The sequence below is a fragment of the Mesorhizobium sp. M7A.F.Ca.US.008.03.1.1 genome (assembly GCF_003997495.1).
GTDB lineage: Bacteria > Pseudomonadota > Alphaproteobacteria > Rhizobiales > Rhizobiaceae > Mesorhizobium.
Genome location: NZ_RZRU01000037.1, coordinates 23,782 through 42,768, shown reverse-complemented (window position 1 = coordinate 42,768; position 18,987 = coordinate 23,782). Strand labels below are relative to the sequence as shown.

Annotated in this window: 24 protein-coding genes; 14 read left to right on the top strand and 10 right to left on the bottom strand. The window is 62.0% G+C overall.

All coding sequences use genetic code 11. The features are described 5' to 3' along the window. The 4 genes from EOA16_RS31065 to phoB form a co-directional block, all read left to right on the top strand. On the top strand, positions 1 to 437 hold a 437-nt coding region (locus EOA16_RS31065; RefSeq protein WP_127261540.1), incomplete at its 5' end, for an ABC transporter permease subunit. A 17-nt stretch (positions 438 to 454) separates the two neighbouring features. Further along, positions 455 to 1,273, top strand: a complete 819-nt coding sequence (gene pstB, locus EOA16_RS31060) for a phosphate ABC transporter ATP-binding protein PstB (RefSeq protein WP_013529271.1) — start codon at positions 455 to 457, stop codon at positions 1,271 to 1,273. Between the two features lie 26 nt (positions 1,274 to 1,299). Beyond that, a complete protein-coding gene (phoU, locus tag EOA16_RS31055; RefSeq protein ID WP_127261539.1) occupies positions 1,300 to 2,007 on the top strand; it encodes a phosphate signaling complex protein PhoU in 708 nt (235 codons plus the stop codon). A 16-nt stretch (positions 2,008 to 2,023) separates the two neighbouring features. Continuing rightward, on the top strand, positions 2,024 to 2,713 hold the full coding sequence (gene phoB, locus EOA16_RS31050; protein ID WP_010911896.1) for a phosphate regulon transcriptional regulator PhoB: 690 nt from the start codon (positions 2,024 to 2,026) through the stop codon (positions 2,711 to 2,713). A gap of 1 nt (position 2,714) precedes the next feature. Here phoB and EOA16_RS31045 read toward each other — a convergent pair whose 3' ends face one another. Further along, positions 2,715 to 3,962, bottom strand: a complete 1,248-nt coding sequence (locus EOA16_RS31045) for an ROK family protein (RefSeq protein ID WP_127261538.1) — start codon at positions 3,960 to 3,962, stop codon at positions 2,715 to 2,717. 269 nt (positions 3,963 to 4,231) lie between these two features. Here EOA16_RS31045 and xylF point away from each other — a divergent pair, with 269 nt between their 5' ends. The 4 genes from xylF to EOA16_RS31025 all read left to right on the top strand — a co-directional run bounded on the left by xylF (position 4,232) and on the right by EOA16_RS31025 (position 9,351). Beyond that, entirely contained in the window at positions 4,232 to 5,272 is a 1,041-nt protein-coding gene (gene xylF / locus EOA16_RS31040; protein WP_013529274.1) for a D-xylose ABC transporter substrate-binding protein, read from the top strand. A gap of 140 nt (positions 5,273 to 5,412) precedes the next feature. Further along, on the top strand, positions 5,413 to 6,765 hold the full coding sequence (locus EOA16_RS31035) for a sugar ABC transporter permease (RefSeq protein WP_127261537.1): 1,353 nt from the start codon (positions 5,413 to 5,415) through the stop codon (positions 6,763 to 6,765). 11 nt (positions 6,766 to 6,776) lie between these two features. Further along, on the top strand, positions 6,777 to 7,577 hold the full coding sequence (locus tag EOA16_RS31030; protein ID WP_013529276.1) for an ATP-binding cassette domain-containing protein: 801 nt from the start codon (positions 6,777 to 6,779) through the stop codon (positions 7,575 to 7,577). A 127-nt stretch (positions 7,578 to 7,704) separates the two neighbouring features. Next, positions 7,705 to 9,351: a CHASE domain-containing protein gene (locus EOA16_RS31025; protein ID WP_127261536.1), complete on the top strand. Its 1,647-nt coding sequence runs from the start codon at positions 7,705 to 7,707 to the stop codon at positions 9,349 to 9,351. Between the two features lie 119 nt (positions 9,352 to 9,470). Here the strand turns inward: EOA16_RS31025 and EOA16_RS31020 are convergent, their stop codons facing one another. From EOA16_RS31020 to EOA16_RS30995, 6 genes are all read right to left on the bottom strand, one after another. Then, on the bottom strand, positions 9,471 to 9,716 hold the full coding sequence (locus EOA16_RS31020; protein ID WP_027053979.1) for a YMGG-like glycine zipper-containing protein: 246 nt from the start codon (positions 9,714 to 9,716) through the stop codon (positions 9,471 to 9,473). Between the two features lie 84 nt (positions 9,717 to 9,800). Then, positions 9,801 to 10,127, bottom strand: a complete 327-nt coding sequence (locus EOA16_RS31015; protein ID WP_127261535.1) for a hypothetical protein — start codon at positions 10,125 to 10,127, stop codon at positions 9,801 to 9,803. A 110-nt stretch (positions 10,128 to 10,237) separates the two neighbouring features. Beyond that, complete coding sequence (locus EOA16_RS31010) at positions 10,238 to 10,417, bottom strand: hypothetical protein (RefSeq protein WP_127261534.1); 180 nt, start codon at positions 10,415 to 10,417, stop codon at positions 10,238 to 10,240. Between the two features lie 134 nt (positions 10,418 to 10,551). Next, positions 10,552 to 11,583 (bottom strand): sensor histidine kinase, encoded by a 1,032-nt coding sequence (locus EOA16_RS31005; protein WP_164754444.1) that lies wholly within the window; start codon positions 11,581 to 11,583, stop codon positions 10,552 to 10,554. 180 nt (positions 11,584 to 11,763) lie between these two features. After that, positions 11,764 to 11,931 (bottom strand): DUF1328 domain-containing protein, encoded by a 168-nt coding sequence (locus EOA16_RS31000; RefSeq protein WP_013529282.1) that lies wholly within the window; start codon positions 11,929 to 11,931, stop codon positions 11,764 to 11,766. A 138-nt stretch (positions 11,932 to 12,069) separates the two neighbouring features. Continuing rightward, positions 12,070 to 12,864, bottom strand: coding sequence for a response regulator (locus EOA16_RS30995; protein ID WP_023810997.1), 795 nt, complete (start codon positions 12,862 to 12,864; stop codon positions 12,070 to 12,072). Between the two features lie 212 nt (positions 12,865 to 13,076). On the opposite strand from EOA16_RS30995, the gene EOA16_RS30990 reads away from it, so the two are divergent. Together EOA16_RS30990 and EOA16_RS30985 are read left to right on the top strand one after the other, a co-directional pair. Then, positions 13,077 to 13,280, top strand: coding sequence for a NepR family anti-sigma factor (locus EOA16_RS30990; protein WP_164754446.1), 204 nt, complete (start codon positions 13,077 to 13,079; stop codon positions 13,278 to 13,280). 3 nt (positions 13,281 to 13,283) lie between these two features. Then, positions 13,284 to 13,835, top strand: a complete 552-nt coding sequence (locus EOA16_RS30985) for a sigma-70 family RNA polymerase sigma factor (protein WP_027037058.1) — start codon at positions 13,284 to 13,286, stop codon at positions 13,833 to 13,835. An 11-nt stretch (positions 13,836 to 13,846) separates the two neighbouring features. Here EOA16_RS30985 and EOA16_RS30980 read toward each other — a convergent pair whose 3' ends face one another. Then, positions 13,847 to 14,218 (bottom strand): response regulator, encoded by a 372-nt coding sequence (locus EOA16_RS30980; RefSeq protein ID WP_127261532.1) that lies wholly within the window; start codon positions 14,216 to 14,218, stop codon positions 13,847 to 13,849. A gap of 149 nt (positions 14,219 to 14,367) precedes the next feature. On the opposite strand from EOA16_RS30980, the gene EOA16_RS30975 reads away from it, so the two are divergent. The 3 genes from EOA16_RS30975 (at position 14,368) to EOA16_RS30965 (ending at position 16,055) form a co-directional block, all read left to right on the top strand. Next, positions 14,368 to 15,129 carry a Crp/Fnr family transcriptional regulator gene (locus EOA16_RS30975; protein WP_127261531.1) on the top strand — a complete coding sequence of 254 codons (762 nt, stop codon included), beginning with the start codon at positions 14,368 to 14,370 and terminating at the stop codon, positions 15,127 to 15,129. A 129-nt stretch (positions 15,130 to 15,258) separates the two neighbouring features. Next, positions 15,259 to 15,585: a DUF883 family protein gene (locus EOA16_RS30970; protein ID WP_013529287.1), complete on the top strand. Its 327-nt coding sequence runs from the start codon at positions 15,259 to 15,261 to the stop codon at positions 15,583 to 15,585. Between the two features lie 11 nt (positions 15,586 to 15,596). Further along, positions 15,597 to 16,055 (top strand): hypothetical protein, encoded by a 459-nt coding sequence (locus tag EOA16_RS30965; protein WP_127261530.1) that lies wholly within the window; start codon positions 15,597 to 15,599, stop codon positions 16,053 to 16,055. Between the two features lie 13 nt (positions 16,056 to 16,068). Here EOA16_RS30965 and EOA16_RS30960 read toward each other — a convergent pair whose 3' ends face one another. After that, a complete protein-coding gene (locus EOA16_RS30960; RefSeq protein ID WP_127261529.1) occupies positions 16,069 to 17,601 on the bottom strand; it encodes an HWE histidine kinase domain-containing protein in 1,533 nt (510 codons plus the stop codon). A gap of 149 nt (positions 17,602 to 17,750) precedes the next feature. Between EOA16_RS30960 and EOA16_RS30955 the strand changes: the two genes are divergently transcribed. Then, positions 17,751 to 17,951: a hypothetical protein gene (locus EOA16_RS30955; protein ID WP_127261528.1), complete on the top strand. Its 201-nt coding sequence runs from the start codon at positions 17,751 to 17,753 to the stop codon at positions 17,949 to 17,951. A gap of 29 nt (positions 17,952 to 17,980) precedes the next feature. Here EOA16_RS30955 and EOA16_RS30950 read toward each other — a convergent pair whose 3' ends face one another. Beyond that, positions 17,981 to 18,901, bottom strand: coding sequence for a diacylglycerol kinase family protein (locus EOA16_RS30950; RefSeq protein ID WP_127261527.1), 921 nt, complete (start codon positions 18,899 to 18,901; stop codon positions 17,981 to 17,983). Positions 18,902 to 18,987: the final 86 nt, after the last annotated feature.

Below are 18,987 nucleotides of genomic sequence, written 5' to 3'. Positions count from 1 at the left end.
TCGGCGGCCTGGTGCTGACGCTGATGACGCTGCCGACGATCATCATCGCGACGCGCGCCGCGCTTGCCGCGGTGCCGCCGTCGATCCGCTCGGCAGCCCTCGGTCTTGGCGCCTCCAAGATGCAGATGGTGTTCCAGCACATCCTGCCGCTTGCCGCGCCCGGCATCCTCACCGGCACCATCATCGGTCTTGCGCGTGCGCTCGGCGAAACCGCGCCGCTGCTCTTGATCGGCATGGTCGCCTTCGTCGCCGATCCACCGACGACGCCTTTCGATCCGGCCACCGCGCTGCCGGTGCAGATCTATATGTGGGCGAACGAGGCCGAACGGGCGTTCGTCGAGCGTATGTCCGGCGCCATCATTATCCTGCTCGTCTTCCTCATGGCCATGAACATCACCGCGATCGTGCTTCGGCGTCGGTTCGAGCGGCGCTGGTAGAAAAAAGGCATTTTGGTATGAACATCATGACCGAACAGTCCCTTGAAAACGCAGTGGGCGACAAGATGAAGTCGAACGAAGTGATCAAAATGCGCGGCGACAAGGTCGGCGTGTTCTACGGCGAGAAGCAGGCGCTGTTCGATGTCGATCTCGACGTCCGCCTGAATCAGGTGACGGCGCTGATCGGCCCCTCGGGCTGCGGCAAGTCCACCTTCCTGCGCTGCCTCAACCGCATGAACGACACCATCGATTCAGCACGGGTAACCGGCAAGATAACCCTCGACGAAGAAGACATCTACGACAAGAACATCGATGTCGTCGAACTCAGGGCGCGCGTCGGCATGGTGTTCCAGAAACCCAATCCGTTCCCAAAGTCGATCTACGAGAACGTCGCCTATGGTCCGCGCATCCATGGATTGGCCAAGCGCAAAGCCGACATGGATCAGATCGTCGAATCGAGCCTGAAGAAGGCGGCAATCTGGAACGAGGTCAAGGACCGTTTGCAGGAACCTGGCACGGGTCTTTCCGGTGGCCAGCAGCAGCGTCTGTGCATTGCACGCGCCATCGCCGTGTCACCCGAGGTGATCCTGATGGACGAACCGTGTTCGGCGCTCGACCCGATCGCCACCGCTCGCGTCGAGGAACTGATCGACGAACTGCGTCAAAACTATACGATCGTCATCGTCACCCATTCGATGCAGCAGGCGGCGCGCGTGTCGCAGCGGACAGCGATGTTCCATCTAGGCTATCTGGTCGAGGAGGGCGCCACCGACAAGATGTTCACCACCCCCGACGACAAACGCACCCAGGACTACATCACCGGCCGGTTCGGCTGAGCTCAGGCATATGAGGGACGAAGATCATGGGTGAACATACCGTCGCATCTTTCGATGAGGATCTGGAGCAGATCAGCCAGCTGATCCGCGACATGGGCGATCTCGCCCGCTCGATGGTCAGTGGCTCGACCAGGGCTTTGCTCAATTCGGACAATGCGCTGGCGCAGCGGGTGGTTTCCGATGACGCCATCATGGATGCACGCCAGCGCGAGCTGGACGATCGCGCCATCACGCTGATCGCCAAGCGCCAGCCAATGGCCAACGATCTGCGTGCGGTGGTCGGTTCGATCCGCATGGCCGGCGACCTCGAGCGCATCGGTGATCTTGCCAAGAACATCGCCAAGCGCGTCGGCACTGTCGGGCTGAGCGTCACGCCGCACGACCTGTCGCATTCGATCGACGGGATGGCGCAGCTGGTGCTGATCCAGGTGCAGGGGGTCGTCGACGAGTATGCCGCCGCTGACCCGGCAGCGCTTGCCACGCTCAGAAACAATGACGAACGCATCGACGTCAAATACACCTCGGTGTTCCGCGAGCTGCTGACCTACATGATGGAAGATCCCCGCAACATCACGGCGTGCACGCACCTGTTGTTCTGCGCCAAGAACCTCGAGCGGATCGGCGATCACGTGACCAACATCGCCGAGAATGCCTATTATGTTTTGACCGGCACGCAGTTGCCAGCCAATCGTCCGAAGCAGGACGAGACGGCAATGTCCGCGCCAGCGGCATGACAGGGGTGACCAGCCGATGATCGCACCACGCATCATGGTGGTGGAGGATGAGGAGCCGCTAGGCGTGCTGCTCCGCTACAATCTTGAATCCGAAGGTTACCAGGTCGAGGTGGTGACGCGCGGCGACGAGGCCGAAATCCGGCTGCAGGAGAACGTTCCCGACCTTCTGGTGCTCGACTGGATGGTGCCGGCGGTTTCCGGTATCGAACTCTGTCGGCGCCTGCGAATGCGTCCCGAGACCGAGCGGCTGCCGATCATCATGCTGACCGCGCGAGGCGAGGAAAGCGACCGCGTGCGCGGCCTGTCGACCGGTGCCGACGATTATCTGGTCAAGCCTTTCTCGACGCCGGAGTTCATGGCCAGGGTCAAGGCGCTGCTGCGCCGGGCCAAGCCGGAAGTGCTGTCCAGCGTGCTCAAGGTCGGCGACATCGTGCTCGATCGCGAGTCGCATCGTGTCTATCGCAAGAAGAGCGAGATCCGGCTCGGGCCGACGGAATTCCGCCTTCTTGAATTCATGATGCGCCATCCAGGCCGCGTGTTCTCGCGCAGCCAGCTGCTCGACAATGTCTGGGGCGAGACGATCTACATCGACGAGCGCACGGTCGATGTGCATGTCGGCCGGCTGCGCAAGGCGGTCAACAATGGCCGCATGCCGGACGTCATCCGCACGATCCGTGGGGCCGGATACGCGATCAGGGAAGATTAAGTTAAGCGACGTTCTTGCCGCCGGGACCGGATCTCGCCTGCGCGCCGGGTGCGAAAATCTCCTGGTCGACGAAGGTCAGTGCGCGCATGGCGCAGCCTTCGCGGATCAGTGGCAGTTCGTTCGGCTCTGTGTCGAAGGAAATCGATTTTGAGTGCTGGCCGCCGGCGGTCTGGACAATCGCCTCGCGCAGTGCCGGCTCGATCAGGTCGAAGGCGGCGGCGCTGACGCCGACCATGGCAACGGGCGCCGGATCGATCAGCGCGAACAGGCTGCCGAGACCGTAGCCGAGCGCTTCGCCGGCCTTGCGATAGGCTTCCCGTTCGGGGCCATCCCTTTCGCGGGCCGCGGTCGCCAGCGCGCGCATGTCGGCGTCGCTGACATCAGCCACAGGTTCAGCGTCTTCGCCCAGCTGCCTTGCATTGCGCCAAATAGCATAGTTGCCGGCATAGGCCTCGACGCAGCCGCGCCGTCCGCAGCGGCAGAGCGCGCCGTTCGGCCGATGGATCATGTGGCCGAACTCGCCGCCCGAGGAGTGGGTGCCGGTGAACAATTCGCCCTTCAGCACCAGGCCCATGCCGATGCCGTGCGACAAAAGGATGGCGATGAAGTCGTCGCGGTAGCGCTGCGGATCGCGCCAGCGCAACGCCACCGCCATCATGTTGCAGTCGTTCTCCATGGTGGCGGGGATGCCGAACGCGTCTTCGAGGATGTCGGCGAAGGCGATATCGGTGTGCGGCGTGATCGGCGACCACAGCATGGCGCGGGAACGGGTGTCGGTGATGCCCTGGATGGCCAGCGCGATACGGGCGATGCTGCGCACGTCCAGGTCGGGATCGTCCAGGCGGCGCCGCACGATTGCCGTGCATTCACCGATCAGCGACTCGCGCGCCATCGTCAGCGTGTCCAGCCGGCGCTGTTCCTCGGATATTACCTGGCCGGCATAGTCGATGACGGCGACGGAGAGGAAGTTCAGCGACAGCACCACGGTCATTACCGCGGCCGCTTCCGGATTGAGGCTGAGGCCGACCTGCGGCCGGCCGCGTTTGAGCGAGCCGGCCTCACTCGGCTTGCTTTCGGTCAGGATGCCTTCGACGATCAGGTCGGATGAGATCGCGGAGATGGTCGAATGGCTGAGGCTTGTGGTCGCGGCGATCTCGGTGCGCGACGGCTGTCCGGCGTGGCGCACCGCCGCGATCACCATCGCGCGGTTGCGGCGGCGCAAATCGTCGTGGCGGATTCCGACCGACATGCTTTTTCATATCCTCCCGGTCGCCGCGGTTCTTCCTGCCCATGGAACGCTGTCGGTGACGCAGGTAAATACTGGCAGAAGCCGCGCACCCTGTCATTTATTTATTCCGAGGCTCGAAAAAAATTCGAAACGACATCAAAATCCATCAGAATCGATGTTGACAGTGTTCGGGCGTTGGCCCAGTATTTTTTCGAGGCTCGAAAAAATAGAGCTTCTGTGCCGGCCTTCGGGTCAGTTTGGTCGCGCCAACGCGGCGCAGGGAGGATAATATGAAAAGATTCACAGCCGCCATTTTGGCGGGTGCCGCTATGTCGCTGACGCTCGCGTCTGTCGCGCAGGCGAAGGACAAGGTCGTCGGCGTTTCGTGGTCCAACTTCCAGGAAGAGCGCTGGAAGACCGACGAGGCGGCCATGAAGACGGCGATCGAGGCCGCCGGCGATAAATACATCTCCGCCGATGCGCAGTCCAATCCCGGCAAGCAGCTTACCGATGTCGAAAGCCTGATCTCGCAGGGCGCCAACTCCCTGATCATCCTGGCGCAGGATGCTTCAGCCATCGGCCCGGCGGTGCAGAAGGCGCTGGACGAAGGCATTCCGGTCGTCGGTTATGACCGGCTGATCGAGAACAAGGACGTCTTCTATCTGACCTTCGACAACAAGGAAGTCGGCCGCATGCAGGCCCGCGAAGTGTTCAAGGTCAAGCCGGAAGGCAACTACGTCTTCATCAAGGGCTCCGGTGCCGATCCCAATGCCGACTTCCTGTTCTCGGGCTCGATGGAAGTGCTCAAGGAAGCTATCGACAGCGGCAAGATCAAGAATGTCGGCGAAGCCTACACGGATGGCTGGCTGCCCGCCAACGCCCAGAAGAACATGGAACAGTTCCTGACCGCCAACGACAACAAGGTCGACGCGGTGGTCGCGGCCAATGACGGCACTGCCGGTGGCGTCGTCGCGGCGCTCACGGCTCAAGGTTTGGCCGGCACCGTGCCGGTCTCGGGGCAGGACGGCGACCACGCCGCGCTGAACCGCATCGCCCTCGGCACGCAAACCGTGTCGGTGTGGAAGGACGCGCGTGAACTCGGCAAGAATGCCGCCGAGATCGCCTCGCAACTGGCCGACGGCAAGAAGACGAGCGACATCGCCGGCGCCAAGGACTTCACGACGCCGGGGGGCAACACCGTTAAATCTCTGTTCCTGACCCCGGTTGCCATCACCAAGGACAATCTCAACGTCGTCATCGACGCTGGCTGGATCAAGAAGGACGAAGTCTGCGCGGGTGTCGCCGCCGGCACCGTCGCGGCCTGTAACTGATCCGACCACTTCGAAATATCTGAACGCCGCGGCCCACAAGCCGCGGCGTTTTCTCAAAGAATTGTGTTTCCGCATCATGCGGGTAGCTTCTAGGCTGAGCTCCGGCACGCGCGCCAGACGGCCAGCCGGTGGGAGGAATCATGACCGATACGACGTCCAACCCGCAGGCCGATACGGCGCGCGCGTCGGAACTCGGCGCCGTCGCCCGGTTCCTGAAGGCGACCGAGATCGACACCCGCATGCTCGGCATGATCGGCGCGCTGCTGGTCATCTGGATTGGGCTGCATGTCATTTCCAGCCTGCGCCTCGGCGTCAACCCGCTCGATTTCGACAGCCGAACCTTTCTCACGCCGCGCAATCTGTGGAACCTGTCGGTACAGACATCCGCGGTTGCCATCATGGCCTGCGGCATGGTGCTGGTCATCGTCATGCGCAACATCGACCTGTCGGTCGGTTCCGCCGAGGGCCTGATCGGCATGGTGATGGGATTTGCCCAGGTGCATTTCCTGGTGCGCTTTGTCGGGCTCGAACTCGGCAATCCATGGATCTGGGTCCTGGCGTTGGTCATCGGCCTGGCGCTCGGGCTGTTGATCGGCGCCTTTCAAGGCTTCGTCATCGCCTATCTCGAAGTGCCCGCCTTTATCGTGACGCTGGGCGGCCTGCTGGTCTGGCGCGGTGCCGCCTGGTGGGTCACATCAGGCCAGACCGTGGCGCCGCTTAACGCCACCTTCCAGCTGATGGGCGGCGGGCCGGCAGGATCGATCGGCGCGACCTGGAGCTGGGTCGTCGGGATCGTCGCCTGCCTCGCCGTGGTGTTTGGGCTGTTCAACGGGCGGGTGCAGCGCAAGCGTTTCCGGTTTCCGTTACGTCCGATCTGGGCCGAGACGCTGCTCGGTGTCGTCACCTGCGGCGCCATCATGGGTGCGGTCTGGCTCGCCAATTCCTACCCCTGGCCGATCGGCATCGTGAACAGATATGCGGCCGCCAACAACATCACCGTTCCCGAAGGCGGCCTGTTCATCGCCCACGGTATCGCCATACCGGTGCTGATGGCTGTCGCCGTCGGGCTGGTCATGACCTTCATCACCAACCGCACCCGTTTCGGCCGCTATGTCTTCGCCATCGGCGGCAATCCCGAGGCGGCCAATCTCGCCGGCATCAACACGCGCTGGATCACCATGAAGGTGTTCATGATCATGGGCGTGCTGGCCACGATCGCCGCGGCGATCTCCTCGGCCCGGCAGAATTCGGCCACCAATGTGCTTGGAACGCTCGACGAGCTGCTCGTCATTGCAGCCGCCGTGATCGGTGGCACGTCGCTAGCCGGCGGGTCGGGAACGATCATCGGCGCCATGCTCGGCGCCCTGCTGATGCAGTCACTGCAGTCCGGCATGGTGCTGCTTGGTGTCGACTCGCCGCTGCAGAGCATCGTCGTCGGCGCCGTCCTGGTGATCGCCGTATGGCTCGACACCGTCTATCGCAAGCGCGTCTAGGAGGGCATGCCATGACTGACAAGACTGCCCCTGCAGCCACCGCGCTGATCGACATGAGGAACATCTCCATTGCGTTTGGCGGCATCCGCGCCGTCGACGACGCCTCGATCGATCTTTTCCCCGGCGAGGTCGTGGCGCTGCTCGGCCACAATGGCGCCGGCAAGTCGACATTGATCAAGATCCTGTCCGGCGCCTACAAGCGCGATTCGGGCCAGATCTTCGTCAACGGCGAGGAGGCATCCATCTCCAATCCACGCGACGCCAAGAAATACGGCATTGAGACGATCTACCAGACGCTGGCCTTGGCCGACAATGTCGATGCCGCCGCCAATCTGTTCCTCGGCCGCGAGCTGATGACCGCCTGGGGCACGCTCGACGACGTTGCCATGGAGGCCGAGGCTCGCAAGGTGATGGGTCGGCTCAATCCCCGGTTCCAGCGTTTCAAGGAGCCGGTGATCAAGCTGTCGGGCGGCCAGCGGCAATCGGTGGCGATCGCGCGTGCGATCCTGTTCAACGCCCGCATCCTGATCATGGACGAGCCGACGGCGGCGCTTGGTCCGCAGGAAACGGCGCAGGTCGGCGAACTGGTCAAGCAACTCAAGTCCGACGGCATCGGCATCTTCCTGATCAGCCACGACATCCACGATGTGTTCGAGCTCGCCGACCGGGTCTGCGTCATGAAGAACGGCCAGGTCGTCGGCACCGCCCGCACCACTGATGTCACCCAGGACGAGGTGCTGGGCATGATCATTCTGGGCAAATGCCCGCCAGGCGCCATTCCCGGACCGGGCGCGCTGAAGATCGCGGCCTGAGATCAAGCCAGATCGCGGTTGCCGGAACCGTGATATGCCAGCCGTAGGGATGGCTTGGCCTTGGCATTGTGTTGGCACGGCGACTTGCCCATAAAGGTCCGACATTGCTCAGGGACCGCACGATCCGTTGAAGAAGCTTTTCCCGATCATCGCCTTTATCGCCGTCGCGCTGATCAGCATGGTGATGGCAGGTTTTGCCTATTTCGCCACGCAGGAAGCCGCGCGCATCAAATTCGAGGCGACTGCCGACGATGCGCTCAACCGGATCGAGAGCCGCATCGACCTGCATCTGTCGCTGCTGCGCTCGACGCAGGCGCTGTTCGACGCCCGCAATGGCGATATTTCTCGCAATGAGTTCAAGGCGTTCTTCACCGCACTCGATGTCGACAAGAATTTCGCCGGCTTGCGCGGTATCGGCTTCCTCAGGCTGGCAAAGGCGGGCGACGAGGCGACGGTCGAACGCGACATGCTGCACGATTATGGCGTCAGTCATCCAATCTACCCGGATACCACGCAACCCTGGCGCACCCCTATCGTGCTGTTCGAACCGCTGGATCCATCCAATCAAGCCGGCATCGGCTACGACATGTTCAGCGAACCGGTGCGGCGTGTGGCGATCGAAAAGGCGATGTCCGATGACCAGCAGCACGCCAGCGGGCTGGTGCTACTGGGCCAGGACACGGGCGCCGCGCAGACGTTCACCGGCTTCTTCGTTTTCGTGCGGCTCAATGTCGAAACCGCTCCCGACGTCATCAATGCTTCGAGATCCTCGACGGCCGGTTTTCTCTATGCTGCCTTTCGGGCTCGCGATCTGTTCCAGACCGCGCTCAGCCGGTCGCCGCTGCTGCCGGTCAACACCGAAATCTATGATGGCGATGGTGCCGTGAACGGCGACAATCTGTTGTTCCGGTCGGAGACGCCGCCGGCTTCCACTTTCGGCGACAGGCTGCTGGTCACCCGAAAGATCATCGTGGCCGGACGGTCATGGACTGTCCTGTTCCGGCCGACAAGCGCCTTCTCGCAGCCGTCGTCGCGCGCTATTCCGGTGATGCTGGGGCTGTTCGGCCTGCTGTTGGCGGGTGCCATCGCGCTGGTGGCGCGCTATCAGGAGCGGGCCTATGAGGCAGCGTCGCGATTGCACGAAACGACGGAAAAGAGCCTGATCGAAAAAGACCTGATGCTGCAGGAGATGAAGCATCGCATCAAGAATTCGATCACCAGGGTGCTGGCTATCGCGCGCCAGACGGCATCGCGGGCTACCGACGTCAACGAGTTTTCCGCGTCCTTCTCGGCCAGGCTGCAGGCGATGGCGGCGTCCCAGGACATGTTGACGCGCTCGCGCTGGCAGAAGGCCGATCTTGGCGATCTCCTGCGCATCGAGCTGGGTCAGGTGTTCGGAAAGGAGCTACCCGATGAGCTGTTGTCGGGACCGCAGGTGCTGCTCGACGAAACCACGACGCAGGCGCTCGGCCTGACCTTCCATGAGCTGGCAACCAATGCGCTAAAATACGGCGAGGCCGGCAATTCCGCCAATTCGCTCAGGAGCGACTGGGCGCTCAAAGTGGACTGGTCTGTGGAAGGGCGTGGGCGCGAGCGGACGCTGGCGCTGAACTGGCGGGAGACCGGAAAAAAGAAAGTCGAGGCGCCGGCCGAGACCGGATTCGGCACCAAGCTGATCGACCTCAATGTCACGCGCGAGCTGCGCGGCACGATCAAGCGCGATTTTCAGGCCGACGGGCTGAAGGTGGAGATCAAGATACCGTTGACTGCTTGAAGGACAGGAAGCCGTTCAGAGACTATGCCAAGCATGGCGGCAGGCGAACCGGCGACCTGAACTTTAAAGGAAGGGGAAGCGGAGCCGGTTGCGGTCTCCGCTTCCCTTAGATTATCGGGTCAGTTGCAGCGGGCCCAGTGGATCGTACCGTCAGCGCGACGATACTTGCAGCGACCAGTTTGCACGTTACGGTACAACAAACCAGAGCCGGCACCGACAGCCGCACCGATCAGCGCGCCCTTGCCGCCACCGACCAAGCCGCCGACACCGGCGCCGATCAGGCCGCCGCCGACGACGTCCTGCTCGGTCGAGGTGCAGCCGCTGAGCGCAGCCACCGCAACCATGGCAATAATCATCTTCCGCATAGAGTCACTCCTCACTTTGTGTCCACACTTTGGTAAGCTCCAACAGCCATTTAGCATGAAATGGCGCCCGTTGCCTGCTCGAATTTATTGTTGGCTAAGATAGTCTTTTTCGGGGCGCGTCATGTTTGACGCAACCACGGTATTTGAAATCTCCGGGGATGCGTCGATACTGCCGTCCCGGCCGACCTTCCACACCACCTGGTCGTAGTCGTCTTCGAGCGCCGGGTCCACCGCAAGGCATTTGGCGACGATGTGTTCGGCCTGCCCCTGCGCGTCGCCCATGGCGAACGGACGTTCGGCGACACATTGCTCGGCGGTTTCGAAAACACTGACGGGGACATGAATCTCACGGCAATCGGCTATCGTGTTCGAGCAGCCGATGACCAGCAGCAATGCGGCGATGTGTTCCATGGCGAAAACGTCCTCTCGCCACAGTAACGGTCCACATTCCGCAAAGTTCCTGCACTGCAAGACCTACCAGCGAATTGGGAGCGACCGAGGGGCCGCAGGTGGTGCGGAAGTCAGTAAACCAGCTGGAAGAAGACGACCGCGACGACAACCGCGGCCAGACCCAGAGCGACAAGGCGCGACGAAGCAGGAGGAACAGGAGCCAGCGGTGGCGCGGAAGCCTCGGAGTCCTCAAACTCGCCCATGGAAATCCGGGCGGCCTGCTCCAGTCTGTTCATGTCGGCAACCGTCAAGGCATTCCTCCCGCACCACGCTGCAAATCCTGCTGCGGAAATGTTCGAAGATGCAACAGGTTCCAGTGGTATCTGGGAAATACAGCATCGGCTTTTATGGTGAACAGCGGGTTAAGAACCTGGTGCGGGTGCGCTCAATCCGTCTCGAAATTGCCGTGCGGAACGACGAGGCGATACTCGAGGCGTCCAGCCGCGATTTCGAGCGTCGCCGTTCCGTTCAGTGATGCCGGCACGACCCGTTCGAGTGCGACGCTGCCGAAGCGCTTTTCGCTAAGCCTGACATCACTGGCTCCGATTGCCTCGGCCCATGTCAGCGACAGGGAGGTTCCCGTGTCGGCGGCGGTCAGGTTGGCTGTAACATTGACGAATCCGCCGGGCCGCGACAGGGCGCCGTAACTCACCGAATTGACGGCGAGTTCATGCATCGCAAGGCCGATGTGCAGTGTAGCGTTGGGATTGAGATATGGGTTTGCCCCCTGAAACCTCAGGCTGCGAACCGGATCGCCGCCATAGCGCCCAACCTGGCCCGATACGAGTTCGCGAAGCGCCGCACCCCGCCAGTTGGAAGAGGTCACGAGATCCTGGGACGAGGCCAGCGATTGCAGCCGGCCGCGAAAGCGTGTCAGGAAATCGCCGATGCTGTCGGAGTAGCGACCGGTCTGGGTGGCTATGCTCTGGATGATCGCCAGCAGGTTTTTCGAGCGATGGCTCACTTCCCGCAACAGCGTCGTCAGGGTCTGCTCACGGCGCTTCTGCTCGGTCGTCTCGACCATCGTGGTGACGACACCCTGCACAGTGCCGCCGTCGCCGTGGTCGGCATCGATCCAGACCTCGAACCAGCGACTGCCATCCTCGACAGGAACGCTGATCTCAAGACGTTGGGGGTTGCCGGATGCGATGACGTCGCGCTTGGCTGTGCCGATGCGGTCGGCCTGCGCCTGGGGCAGGATGCCGATGCTGTCGGCGGTGTCCGAAACCCAGGGCGCACGCATGTTGCGCGCCCATACGGTTTTCATCTCGCGATCCTGGTAGAGAACGGAAATGCCCGCATTGTGCAATGCGTGAAGAAGGGCACGGCCGAGCTGCATGCCGCTTTCGGCAGGATGGAGGGCGATGACTTCATCGCTTTGCACGGCGTCTTTCCTATTTCCGGTCCTGGAACCCATCGGCCAAACTGTCCACCCCAATTCAGGCTGAACGGCTCACCGTTGAATGGGTTCCAAAGAGGTTTCCCGAAAACCTGCCGCCAAAAACGGTCCGCCGGACGGCGTCTTTTGAGGGACACCGCCCGGCGGTGGCTGGAAACCGTTTGAGGGGTGCGGCTTCCAGTGTTCGGCCGTTCGTCCTTACGAGGCCCGTTTGAACAGGCCCGCGAGAAGCGAAATGACCAGGAAAGCCAGGAAGATGAAAAACAATATCTGCGCTATGCCGGCAGATGTACCCGCGATACCGCCGAAACCAAGCGCGCCGGCGATGATTGCAACGACGAGAAATACGAGCGCCCAGTAAAGCATGATCCATCTCCTTCGAATGGTGCGATGAAAACGCGGGTGGTTGTAGTTTGTTCCCACCCTTTGCCGAAAAAGACCGTGCTTGCAATTCGTTCGGCAACCGGACGCGCAATTCTTCGAACCCTCCACTCCCCATCCTGCCTATGCGGCCGCCTTCGCCTGCCGGTCAAAGAACAGTGCCTGGCTGATCAGCGCCTTGACCATGTCGGGATTGAACGGCTTGGTGACCAGGAAGGCCGGTTCCGGCCGTTCGCCAGTCAGCAGGCGCTCGGGGAAGGCGGTGATGAAGATGACCGGCACCGAAGTCGATGACAGGATCTCGTTCACGGCCTCGATGCCGGAACTGCCGTCGGCAAGCTGGATGTCGGCCAGCACCATCTTCGGCCGCGTCTTGCCGAACATCATCACTGCCTCGGCATGCGTGCGCGCCGTTCCAACGACGCGGTGCCCGAGGCTCTCCACCATTTCTTCGATATCCATGGCGATCAACGGTTCATCCTCGATGATCAGGACGTCGGTTGCCACCTGACGGGATATCTCGTTGCTCGCCTGGGCAAGCAGCTCTGAAAACTCCTGGTCGCCGACGTCGAGGATCTCAGCCGCTTCGTCCTCGCTGAAGCCTTCGACCGCCACGAGCAGGAAGGCCTGACGGGGCCGCGGCGCAATCGCATTCAAATTGGCGGCGGTGCGCTGTTCCCAGGCCGATTGCGCCTGCTCCTGTGGAACACGGATGGCGACCGATGTGAACAGTTTGGCGAAAACCTTGTACAGCGCGATGCGGTCGCTCGATGCTTCGGGAAATATCTCGATATCGGCGATGATGGCTTCGAGCATCGCGGCTACCAGCGCATCACCACTCTCTTGCGACCCGGAAACAGCTCGCGAGAAGCGGCGCAGGAAGGGCAGATGTGGTGCGATGGTTGCGGATAAGCTCATGGTAAGACGTCTCCCTCAGAATGACGTGATTGCATAGCAAGCTGAATGCGAGCCCTGACGATAACGCGGATTTTTTGAAAAAGTTCCGCCTCGACGGAACAAATGCCGTGAACGGGCGTTTGTGGTCGGGATGGGCAACCAGACGAGGGCGCCGCTTGCGTTGTGTCGAGTATGATAAGAGCGGCCTTGAGCGCTGGGAATACAAGGGCAAAATGAAGGATATGACGAAAGATATTCTGGCTGGCGCCGAGAGCAGGCGCCGGAACGGCTCCGGTGACGCGCTCGGGCCGAACTCCGAAATCGGACGCAAACTCAAACAATATTACGACGCGCTGGTCTCCGACGATGTGCCGGATCGCTTTTCCAAGTTGCTTAGCCAATTGGAACAGGCTGAACCCGCACAGAAGAAGGACTGAGGCATGGCCGCGGTCTCACAAGGCTTCAAGACTGATCTGCTTGGGGCAATCCCAAGTCTGCGCGCGTTCGCCGTGTCGCTGACGCAAAATGCCGATAAAGCCGATGACCTTGTCCAGGAAACGCTCGTCAAGGCTTGGGACAAGCATGAGAGCTTCCAGCCCGGCACCAATCTCAAAGCGTGGCTTTTCACCATTCTGCGCAACGAGTTCTATTCGCAGATGCGCAAGCGCGGGCGCGAAGTGCAGGACAGCGACGGCATCATGACGGCCAGGCTTGCCGTTCATCCGGCCCAGCACGGCCAGCTCGACCTGAAAGATTTTCGTGGGGCGCTGGAGCAATTGCCGGAGGACCAACGCGAAGCCATCATCCTCATCGGCGCATCTGGTTTCTCCTACGAGGAGGCTGCGGAGATCTGCGGCTGCGCCGTCGGGACGATCAAGAGCCGCGTCAGCCGAGCGCGTACGCGCTTGCAGGAGATCCTGAAAATATCAGGCGAGGACGAGTATGGTCCGGACGCGATTTCGGCCCAGGTAACAGGCTCGCCGGCGAGCTGACCGTTCGCGTCTCAAGCGCGTCCGCAGGCCGCGGCGACCGCTTGCACGAGGTCTTCACCCGAATAGGGTTTGCCAACCAGCGTGACGCCCGGAAACGATGCCTTGATTTCATCGGCATCCGAATAACCGGACGCAAACACGAAAGGTATGCCTGCCGCGCGCAGCCCGGAGGCGAAATCGATCGTCGAGGCGCCGCCCAGCATCAAGTCGACAATGGCTGCATCGAATCGCGTGGCGACCTCCCGGCCATCGACCTCGGTCAGGTCACGGGCGATCACCACCTCATCGGCGCCATGGTCGCGGCAAAGCTGCTCGACATCCATGGCGATGAGAAATTCGTCCTCCAGGACGAGAATCCGCAATCCGTTAAGCAATGTGGGCACAGGCAAAGACTCCTTGAAACGCCGGAGTCATGATCGCTAATTGGCTTGCTGTCATTTAAAAAAGACATGTGGCCAGCGGGCGGAACCTCAACCCTTGCAACGCGTTGAAACGCGGCTCTCCAAGAGCGGGCTTTCGAAGGGGGGTCGAAATGTCAGTCCAGATCAATAGCGCTTTTTCCAACCGCCAATATCCTTGCGAGAACTGCCCATTGCGGCCGTTGCCAATTTTCCGCGACTTCGAAAGACAGGAACTGGCGTTCGTCAGCAAATTCAAGAAGGGCGAACTCACGGTCGACAAGGGCGCCACGGTGTTGGTGGAGGGAAGCCATAGCGCCCATCTCTACACTGTGCTCTCCGGCTGGGCGTTTCGCTACAAGCTGCTACAGGACGGCCGCCGCCAGATCCTCAACTATCTCATGCCCGGCGATCTGATCGGCCTGCAAGGCAGTGTGATGGGCGAGATGCAGCATTCCGTCGAGGCACTGTCACCGATGCTGCTGTGTGTTTTCGAGCGCGAATATCTGCATGAGCTGTACCGCAATCATCCGGGGCTGGCCTACGACATCACCTGGATCGCATCGCGCGAAGAGCGGATGCTGGACGAGAATCTGCTCAGCCTCGGGCGCCGCAGTGCGATCGAGCGCGCTGCCTATCTCATCGCCTTCATCGGCAGCCGCGCCAAGGTCGTCGGACTGAATGGCAATCAATCCGTCCAGATACCGATCACGCAGCAGCATATTGCCGATACGCTCGGCCTGTCGCTGGTTCACACCAACAAGACGATCCGCAAGCTGATGGATCGCGAGCTGATCGTCTGGCGCGACGGCGGCTGCACGGTCTCCGACAATGAAGGGCTCAAGCGGCTCGCCGGCTGGGAAGGGCTGGGTGAAGCGCGCCGGCCATTAATCTGAGGAAGCGCTTTTTTGCCGAGGCCCGCGGACCGGGTGCGCGCCGATACGTTTTCGGCTACTTTGTCCCCAATGCCGGAACCTTGAGGCGCGCAGCGCGTTTGAAACCAAGCAATCACAAGGAGTTAAGCCATGGCCACTGCCGCAGGAAAGACCGCAACCGACGCCCGTGCAAATGCGGACCTGGAAGCCGATATCAGGCAGTTGAAGGCCGACATCGACAAGCTCACCAAACAACTGGCCAAGACCGGCGAGCATGGCTATGGCACCGCGCGCCGCGCAGCCACGGAAGGGGTCGAGCAGTTGCGTGCGCAGGGCGAAGCAGCCTTTGACAGCCTGCGCAGCAATGCCAAGGACATCGAAGCGCAGATGATGGCGAGCGTGCGGGAAAAGCCGGTGACGTCACTGGCGATCGCCGCCGGCGTCGGCTTCCTTTTCGCGCTCATCGCGCGTCGCTAGTCGCACTCCGGATGGGAATGTTGGCAACCCTGATCTCGGGTCTCGCCTCGGGGGAGACCGCGGCCGCCATACACCGGGCTCGCACGGCGGCACTCGTCTATGTGATCGCCATGTCCGCCGCACTTTGCGGTCTCGGCTTTCTGGTCGGGGCCGCCTATATCTGGACGGCGATGCGCTACGGGTCGCTCGCCGCCGCGCTGGGATTTGGTGCCGGTTTCCTGGTGCTCGCCGGACTTATCGTGCTGATCTACCGGATATCCGCAGGTTCGCGCGCCCGGCGCCGGGCGCAGCGCCGCAATGCCGACATGAAGGCGATCGGCATCACCGCCGCACTCGCCGTACTGCCGAGCCTGCTCAAGGGAAAAGGCGGTCTCGGCGTCGTTCTGGGGCCGGCCGTGGCGCTCGCGGCCTACGCCATCTACCGCGAGAATGTGAAATCCGACGATCCGGATGAGAGCGAGCGGAGATAGAGCTGTCGGGAGGTCACTTCGACAGATCTTCCAGGGGCATCGATATTTCGGCAAACACGCCTTCCGGCCGGAATTCATGGGTCACTTCGCTGGAAATGACCTTGGCCAAGCTGCGGCGAATGAGGATCGAGCCGAAGCCGTGCCGATCCGGCGGAGCGACGCGCGGTCCGCCGCTTTCGCGCCAGGTCAGCACAAGGCGCCGGACATCCCTCCTGCCTTGCGTCCTCCAGCCGAGGTCGACCCTCCCTGACGGCACTGACAGCGAGCCATATTTCAGCGCGTTGCTGGCGAGTTCATGCAGGATCAGGCCAAGCCCGACGGCCTGGTCGGGCGACAGCAGCAGGTCGTCGCCGGAGATGGTCATACGCGGCTGCTCGGCCGTTTCGAAAGGTTTGACCTCGATCTGGACGAGTTCACTGATGCCGATGCCACGCCACTCGCGGTCCGACAACAGATTGTGGGCGATGCCCAAGGCCTGAAGCCTGGCGCCGAAGGCCTCGAGGAACTGGCTTGGCTGGCGGGCATGACGCACGGTCTGGGTTGCCAGCGCCTGGACGGTCGCCAAAGTGTTCTTGACGCGATGGTTAAGCTCACGCAGCAGCAGCCGTTGCCGTTCATCGCCGAGCTTGCGCTCGGAGATGTCGTAGTTGACGCCGAAGATCAACGTCGGCTTGCCGTCGCCGTCACGCTCGATGACACGGCCGCGCGTGGCGAGCCAGCGCGGTGGATGAAAGCCCTTCACCCGGTATTCGCCGAAATAGTCGTCGCTGCCGGTCAAGGCGTCGCGAAAGCGGGTTTCGGTCTGGTAGACGTCACGCGGATCGATGGCGGTGAGGATGTCACGCGCCCGCAGCCGGTTCGAGCGCGGCAAGTTGAACAGCTCCGACAGCAAGGTGTCGCATTCGATGATGTCGGTGCGGATGTCCCATGCCCAGCTGGCGAGCGACGCCGCATCGAGTGCGATGGCACGTCGTTTTTCCTCGCGCACCAGTGCGGCCTCGGCGATCGCGCCGCTGCGGGTTGCGTCCTTGAGGGTGAACAGGCTGGCGGCGAGGCCGGCGAGCGCCTTCAACTGGTCGAGCTCGGCGCGGGATGGAAAACCATGCGGCTCGCGGTCGAGCACGCACAGCGTGCCGATGCGGGCACCTGCCACGATCATCGGCGCGCCGGCATAGAAGCGGACATGGTGCTTTCCGGTGACCAGCGGGTTGGTCTTGAAACGGGGGTCCGCCGTTGCATCCATGACCACCATGGGCTCGTCGCCGGCGGCAATCGCATGGGCGCAGAACGAGACGTCGGTCGCGGTTTCGGTCTCGTCCAGGCCGAAGCAGGATTTGAACCACTGCCGTTCGAGGTCGACAAGTGTGACCATGGCCATCGGCACCTGCATCACCGCCGCCGCAAGGCTGCTGACCCGGTCGAAATCAGGGTCGGGCGCCGTATCCAGCATCTCCAACCCGTGCAGCACGGCCAGCCGGTCGACATCCTTGACTGCGCGCGCTATTTTAGCCGGCAGATCGGGTGCTGTTTGCGTCTTGCCAGTCACCCCAATTGCCTCGTCCCGGTCTTCGCCGCCGCATGCTTGCACTGGTGCAAGGCCAGCGCGCTTTTCCGGAACCATCCTAGCGAGGAACCGTTACCCGACAATGATTCGCCAAGCGCGCCAGTTGGTGCAGAATGAGACAGGGATCGAGCATGGCCAAGATCATTCCAGAAAACAAGGCGCGGCAGGGACGATGGGGCTGGCATGGATTTCGAATCCTGATTGCCGCATTGCTTCTGGTGTTTGCTGCGTGGGGCATTGCCGAGATCTATGGTGTGTTGATCAAGGCGCCAACCAGCGATGAACAGCATGTCCCCACACCCAACACCAACCAGCAGGCCCCTGCTGGTTAAAGCCGGTTTGTTCGTTGCAACGCGCCGCATCAGGCGGCTCTCGATTGAGCCGCGCTCGCCGGCACCAGTACATTCAGCGCGCCAGGCTGGATTTCGATTACCGTTTCAGGGTCTAGCCTGACCAGTTCGCCGTCCATGACGGCGCGGAACTTGCGGTTGCTCGAATGGATTTTCAGCACCGTTCTGTTCGTCTGGTGAATTTCGACATGTTCGTTGTCGCGCCATTTGCCGCGCGCCATGTTGAAGAAGAATTTGACCAGTTCGGCGCGTTGCTTCGCCACCGTGACATAGACACCAAGCACGCCGCCCGCCGGATTGTCGGCGTAGGGCAAATGGCCTTCCCCGAACAAATTGTTGGTGATGCCGATGCCGGTGATGCGTGCCGCCATTTCGGCATCGCCGATGCTGAGCGTCACATTCATCGCAGGTGGATTGTTGATCGTCGCCCAAGCCGCCTTGGCCGAGGCGCGGATCTTTCCCAACCGCGAACCGAACTCCATCTTCTGGCGCAGTTGCACCATCTTCGCATGCATGCCGATCGAGAACTGATGCACGAAAGGCTGGCCATTGGCCGTCGCCACGTCGACCGCGATGATTTCGCCGTTGGCGAAGGATTTCAGCGCCCCGTCGAGCGACTGCGGAATGCCCAACCCGCGTGCGAACAGGTTCATGGTCCCGGCCGGCAATATGGCAAGCGCCTTCTTCGTGCCCATCAGCCGGGCGGCCGCGGCGGAAATAGTCCCGTCGCCGCCACCCGCCAGCACGATGTCGACCGAGCGACGCGAAGCCGTGCTGTCGAGCGTTTCCACCACGTCCTTGCCGGCGACGATCTCGATGCTGAGCGAGTGACCGGCAGCCTCCAGCGTCTGATGCATCCTGTCGGAGAAAGCAGTGAGGTCGGTGGTGCGCAAAGTGCCGCCATCCCGGTTCAGCACCGCCGCGAATTTCATGCCCCGCTCCCACCATGTCAGCCAAAAGCGGCCAGGACACACCCAGCCTACGGCTGAAAACGCGGCGGCGACGGAAAGGTTCCCCG

Excerpts from the sequence above, each read along its gene's own strand:
- pstB (WP_013529271.1), top strand. The coding sequence starts at position 455 with ATGAACATCATGACCGAACAGTCCCTTGAAAACGCAGTGGGCGACAAG.
- phoU (WP_127261539.1), top strand. The coding sequence starts at position 1,300 with ATGGGTGAACATACCGTCGCATCTTTCGATGAGGATCTGGAGCAGATC.
- phoB (WP_010911896.1), top strand. The coding sequence starts at position 2,024 with ATGATCGCACCACGCATCATGGTGGTGGAGGATGAGGAGCCGCTAGGC.
- EOA16_RS31045 (WP_127261538.1), bottom strand. The coding sequence starts at position 3,962 with ATGTCGGTCGGAATCCGCCACGACGATTTGCGCCGCCGCAACCGCGCG.
- xylF (WP_013529274.1), top strand. The coding sequence starts at position 4,232 with ATGAAAAGATTCACAGCCGCCATTTTGGCGGGTGCCGCTATGTCGCTG.
- EOA16_RS31035 (WP_127261537.1), top strand. The coding sequence starts at position 5,413 with ATGACCGATACGACGTCCAACCCGCAGGCCGATACGGCGCGCGCGTCG.
- EOA16_RS31030 (WP_013529276.1), top strand. The coding sequence starts at position 6,777 with ATGACTGACAAGACTGCCCCTGCAGCCACCGCGCTGATCGACATGAGG.
- EOA16_RS31020 (WP_027053979.1), bottom strand. The coding sequence starts at position 9,716 with ATGCGGAAGATGATTATTGCCATGGTTGCGGTGGCTGCGCTCAGCGGC.
- EOA16_RS31015 (WP_127261535.1), bottom strand. The coding sequence starts at position 10,127 with ATGGAACACATCGCCGCATTGCTGCTGGTCATCGGCTGCTCGAACACG.
- EOA16_RS31005 (WP_164754444.1), bottom strand. The coding sequence starts at position 11,583 with ATGGGTTCCAGGACCGGAAATAGGAAAGACGCCGTGCAAAGCGATGAA.
- EOA16_RS31000 (WP_013529282.1), bottom strand. The coding sequence starts at position 11,931 with ATGCTTTACTGGGCGCTCGTATTTCTCGTCGTTGCAATCATCGCCGGC.
- EOA16_RS30995 (WP_023810997.1), bottom strand. The coding sequence starts at position 12,864 with ATGAGCTTATCCGCAACCATCGCACCACATCTGCCCTTCCTGCGCCGC.
- EOA16_RS30990 (WP_164754446.1), top strand. The coding sequence starts at position 13,077 with ATGAAGGATATGACGAAAGATATTCTGGCTGGCGCCGAGAGCAGGCGC.
- EOA16_RS30985 (WP_027037058.1), top strand. The coding sequence starts at position 13,284 with ATGGCCGCGGTCTCACAAGGCTTCAAGACTGATCTGCTTGGGGCAATC.
- EOA16_RS30975 (WP_127261531.1), top strand. The coding sequence starts at position 14,368 with ATGTCAGTCCAGATCAATAGCGCTTTTTCCAACCGCCAATATCCTTGC.
- EOA16_RS30970 (WP_013529287.1), top strand. The coding sequence starts at position 15,259 with ATGGCCACTGCCGCAGGAAAGACCGCAACCGACGCCCGTGCAAATGCG.
- EOA16_RS30965 (WP_127261530.1), top strand. The coding sequence starts at position 15,597 with ATGGGAATGTTGGCAACCCTGATCTCGGGTCTCGCCTCGGGGGAGACC.
- EOA16_RS30955 (WP_127261528.1), top strand. The coding sequence starts at position 17,751 with ATGGCCAAGATCATTCCAGAAAACAAGGCGCGGCAGGGACGATGGGGC.
- EOA16_RS30950 (WP_127261527.1), bottom strand. The coding sequence starts at position 18,901 with ATGAAATTCGCGGCGGTGCTGAACCGGGATGGCGGCACTTTGCGCACC.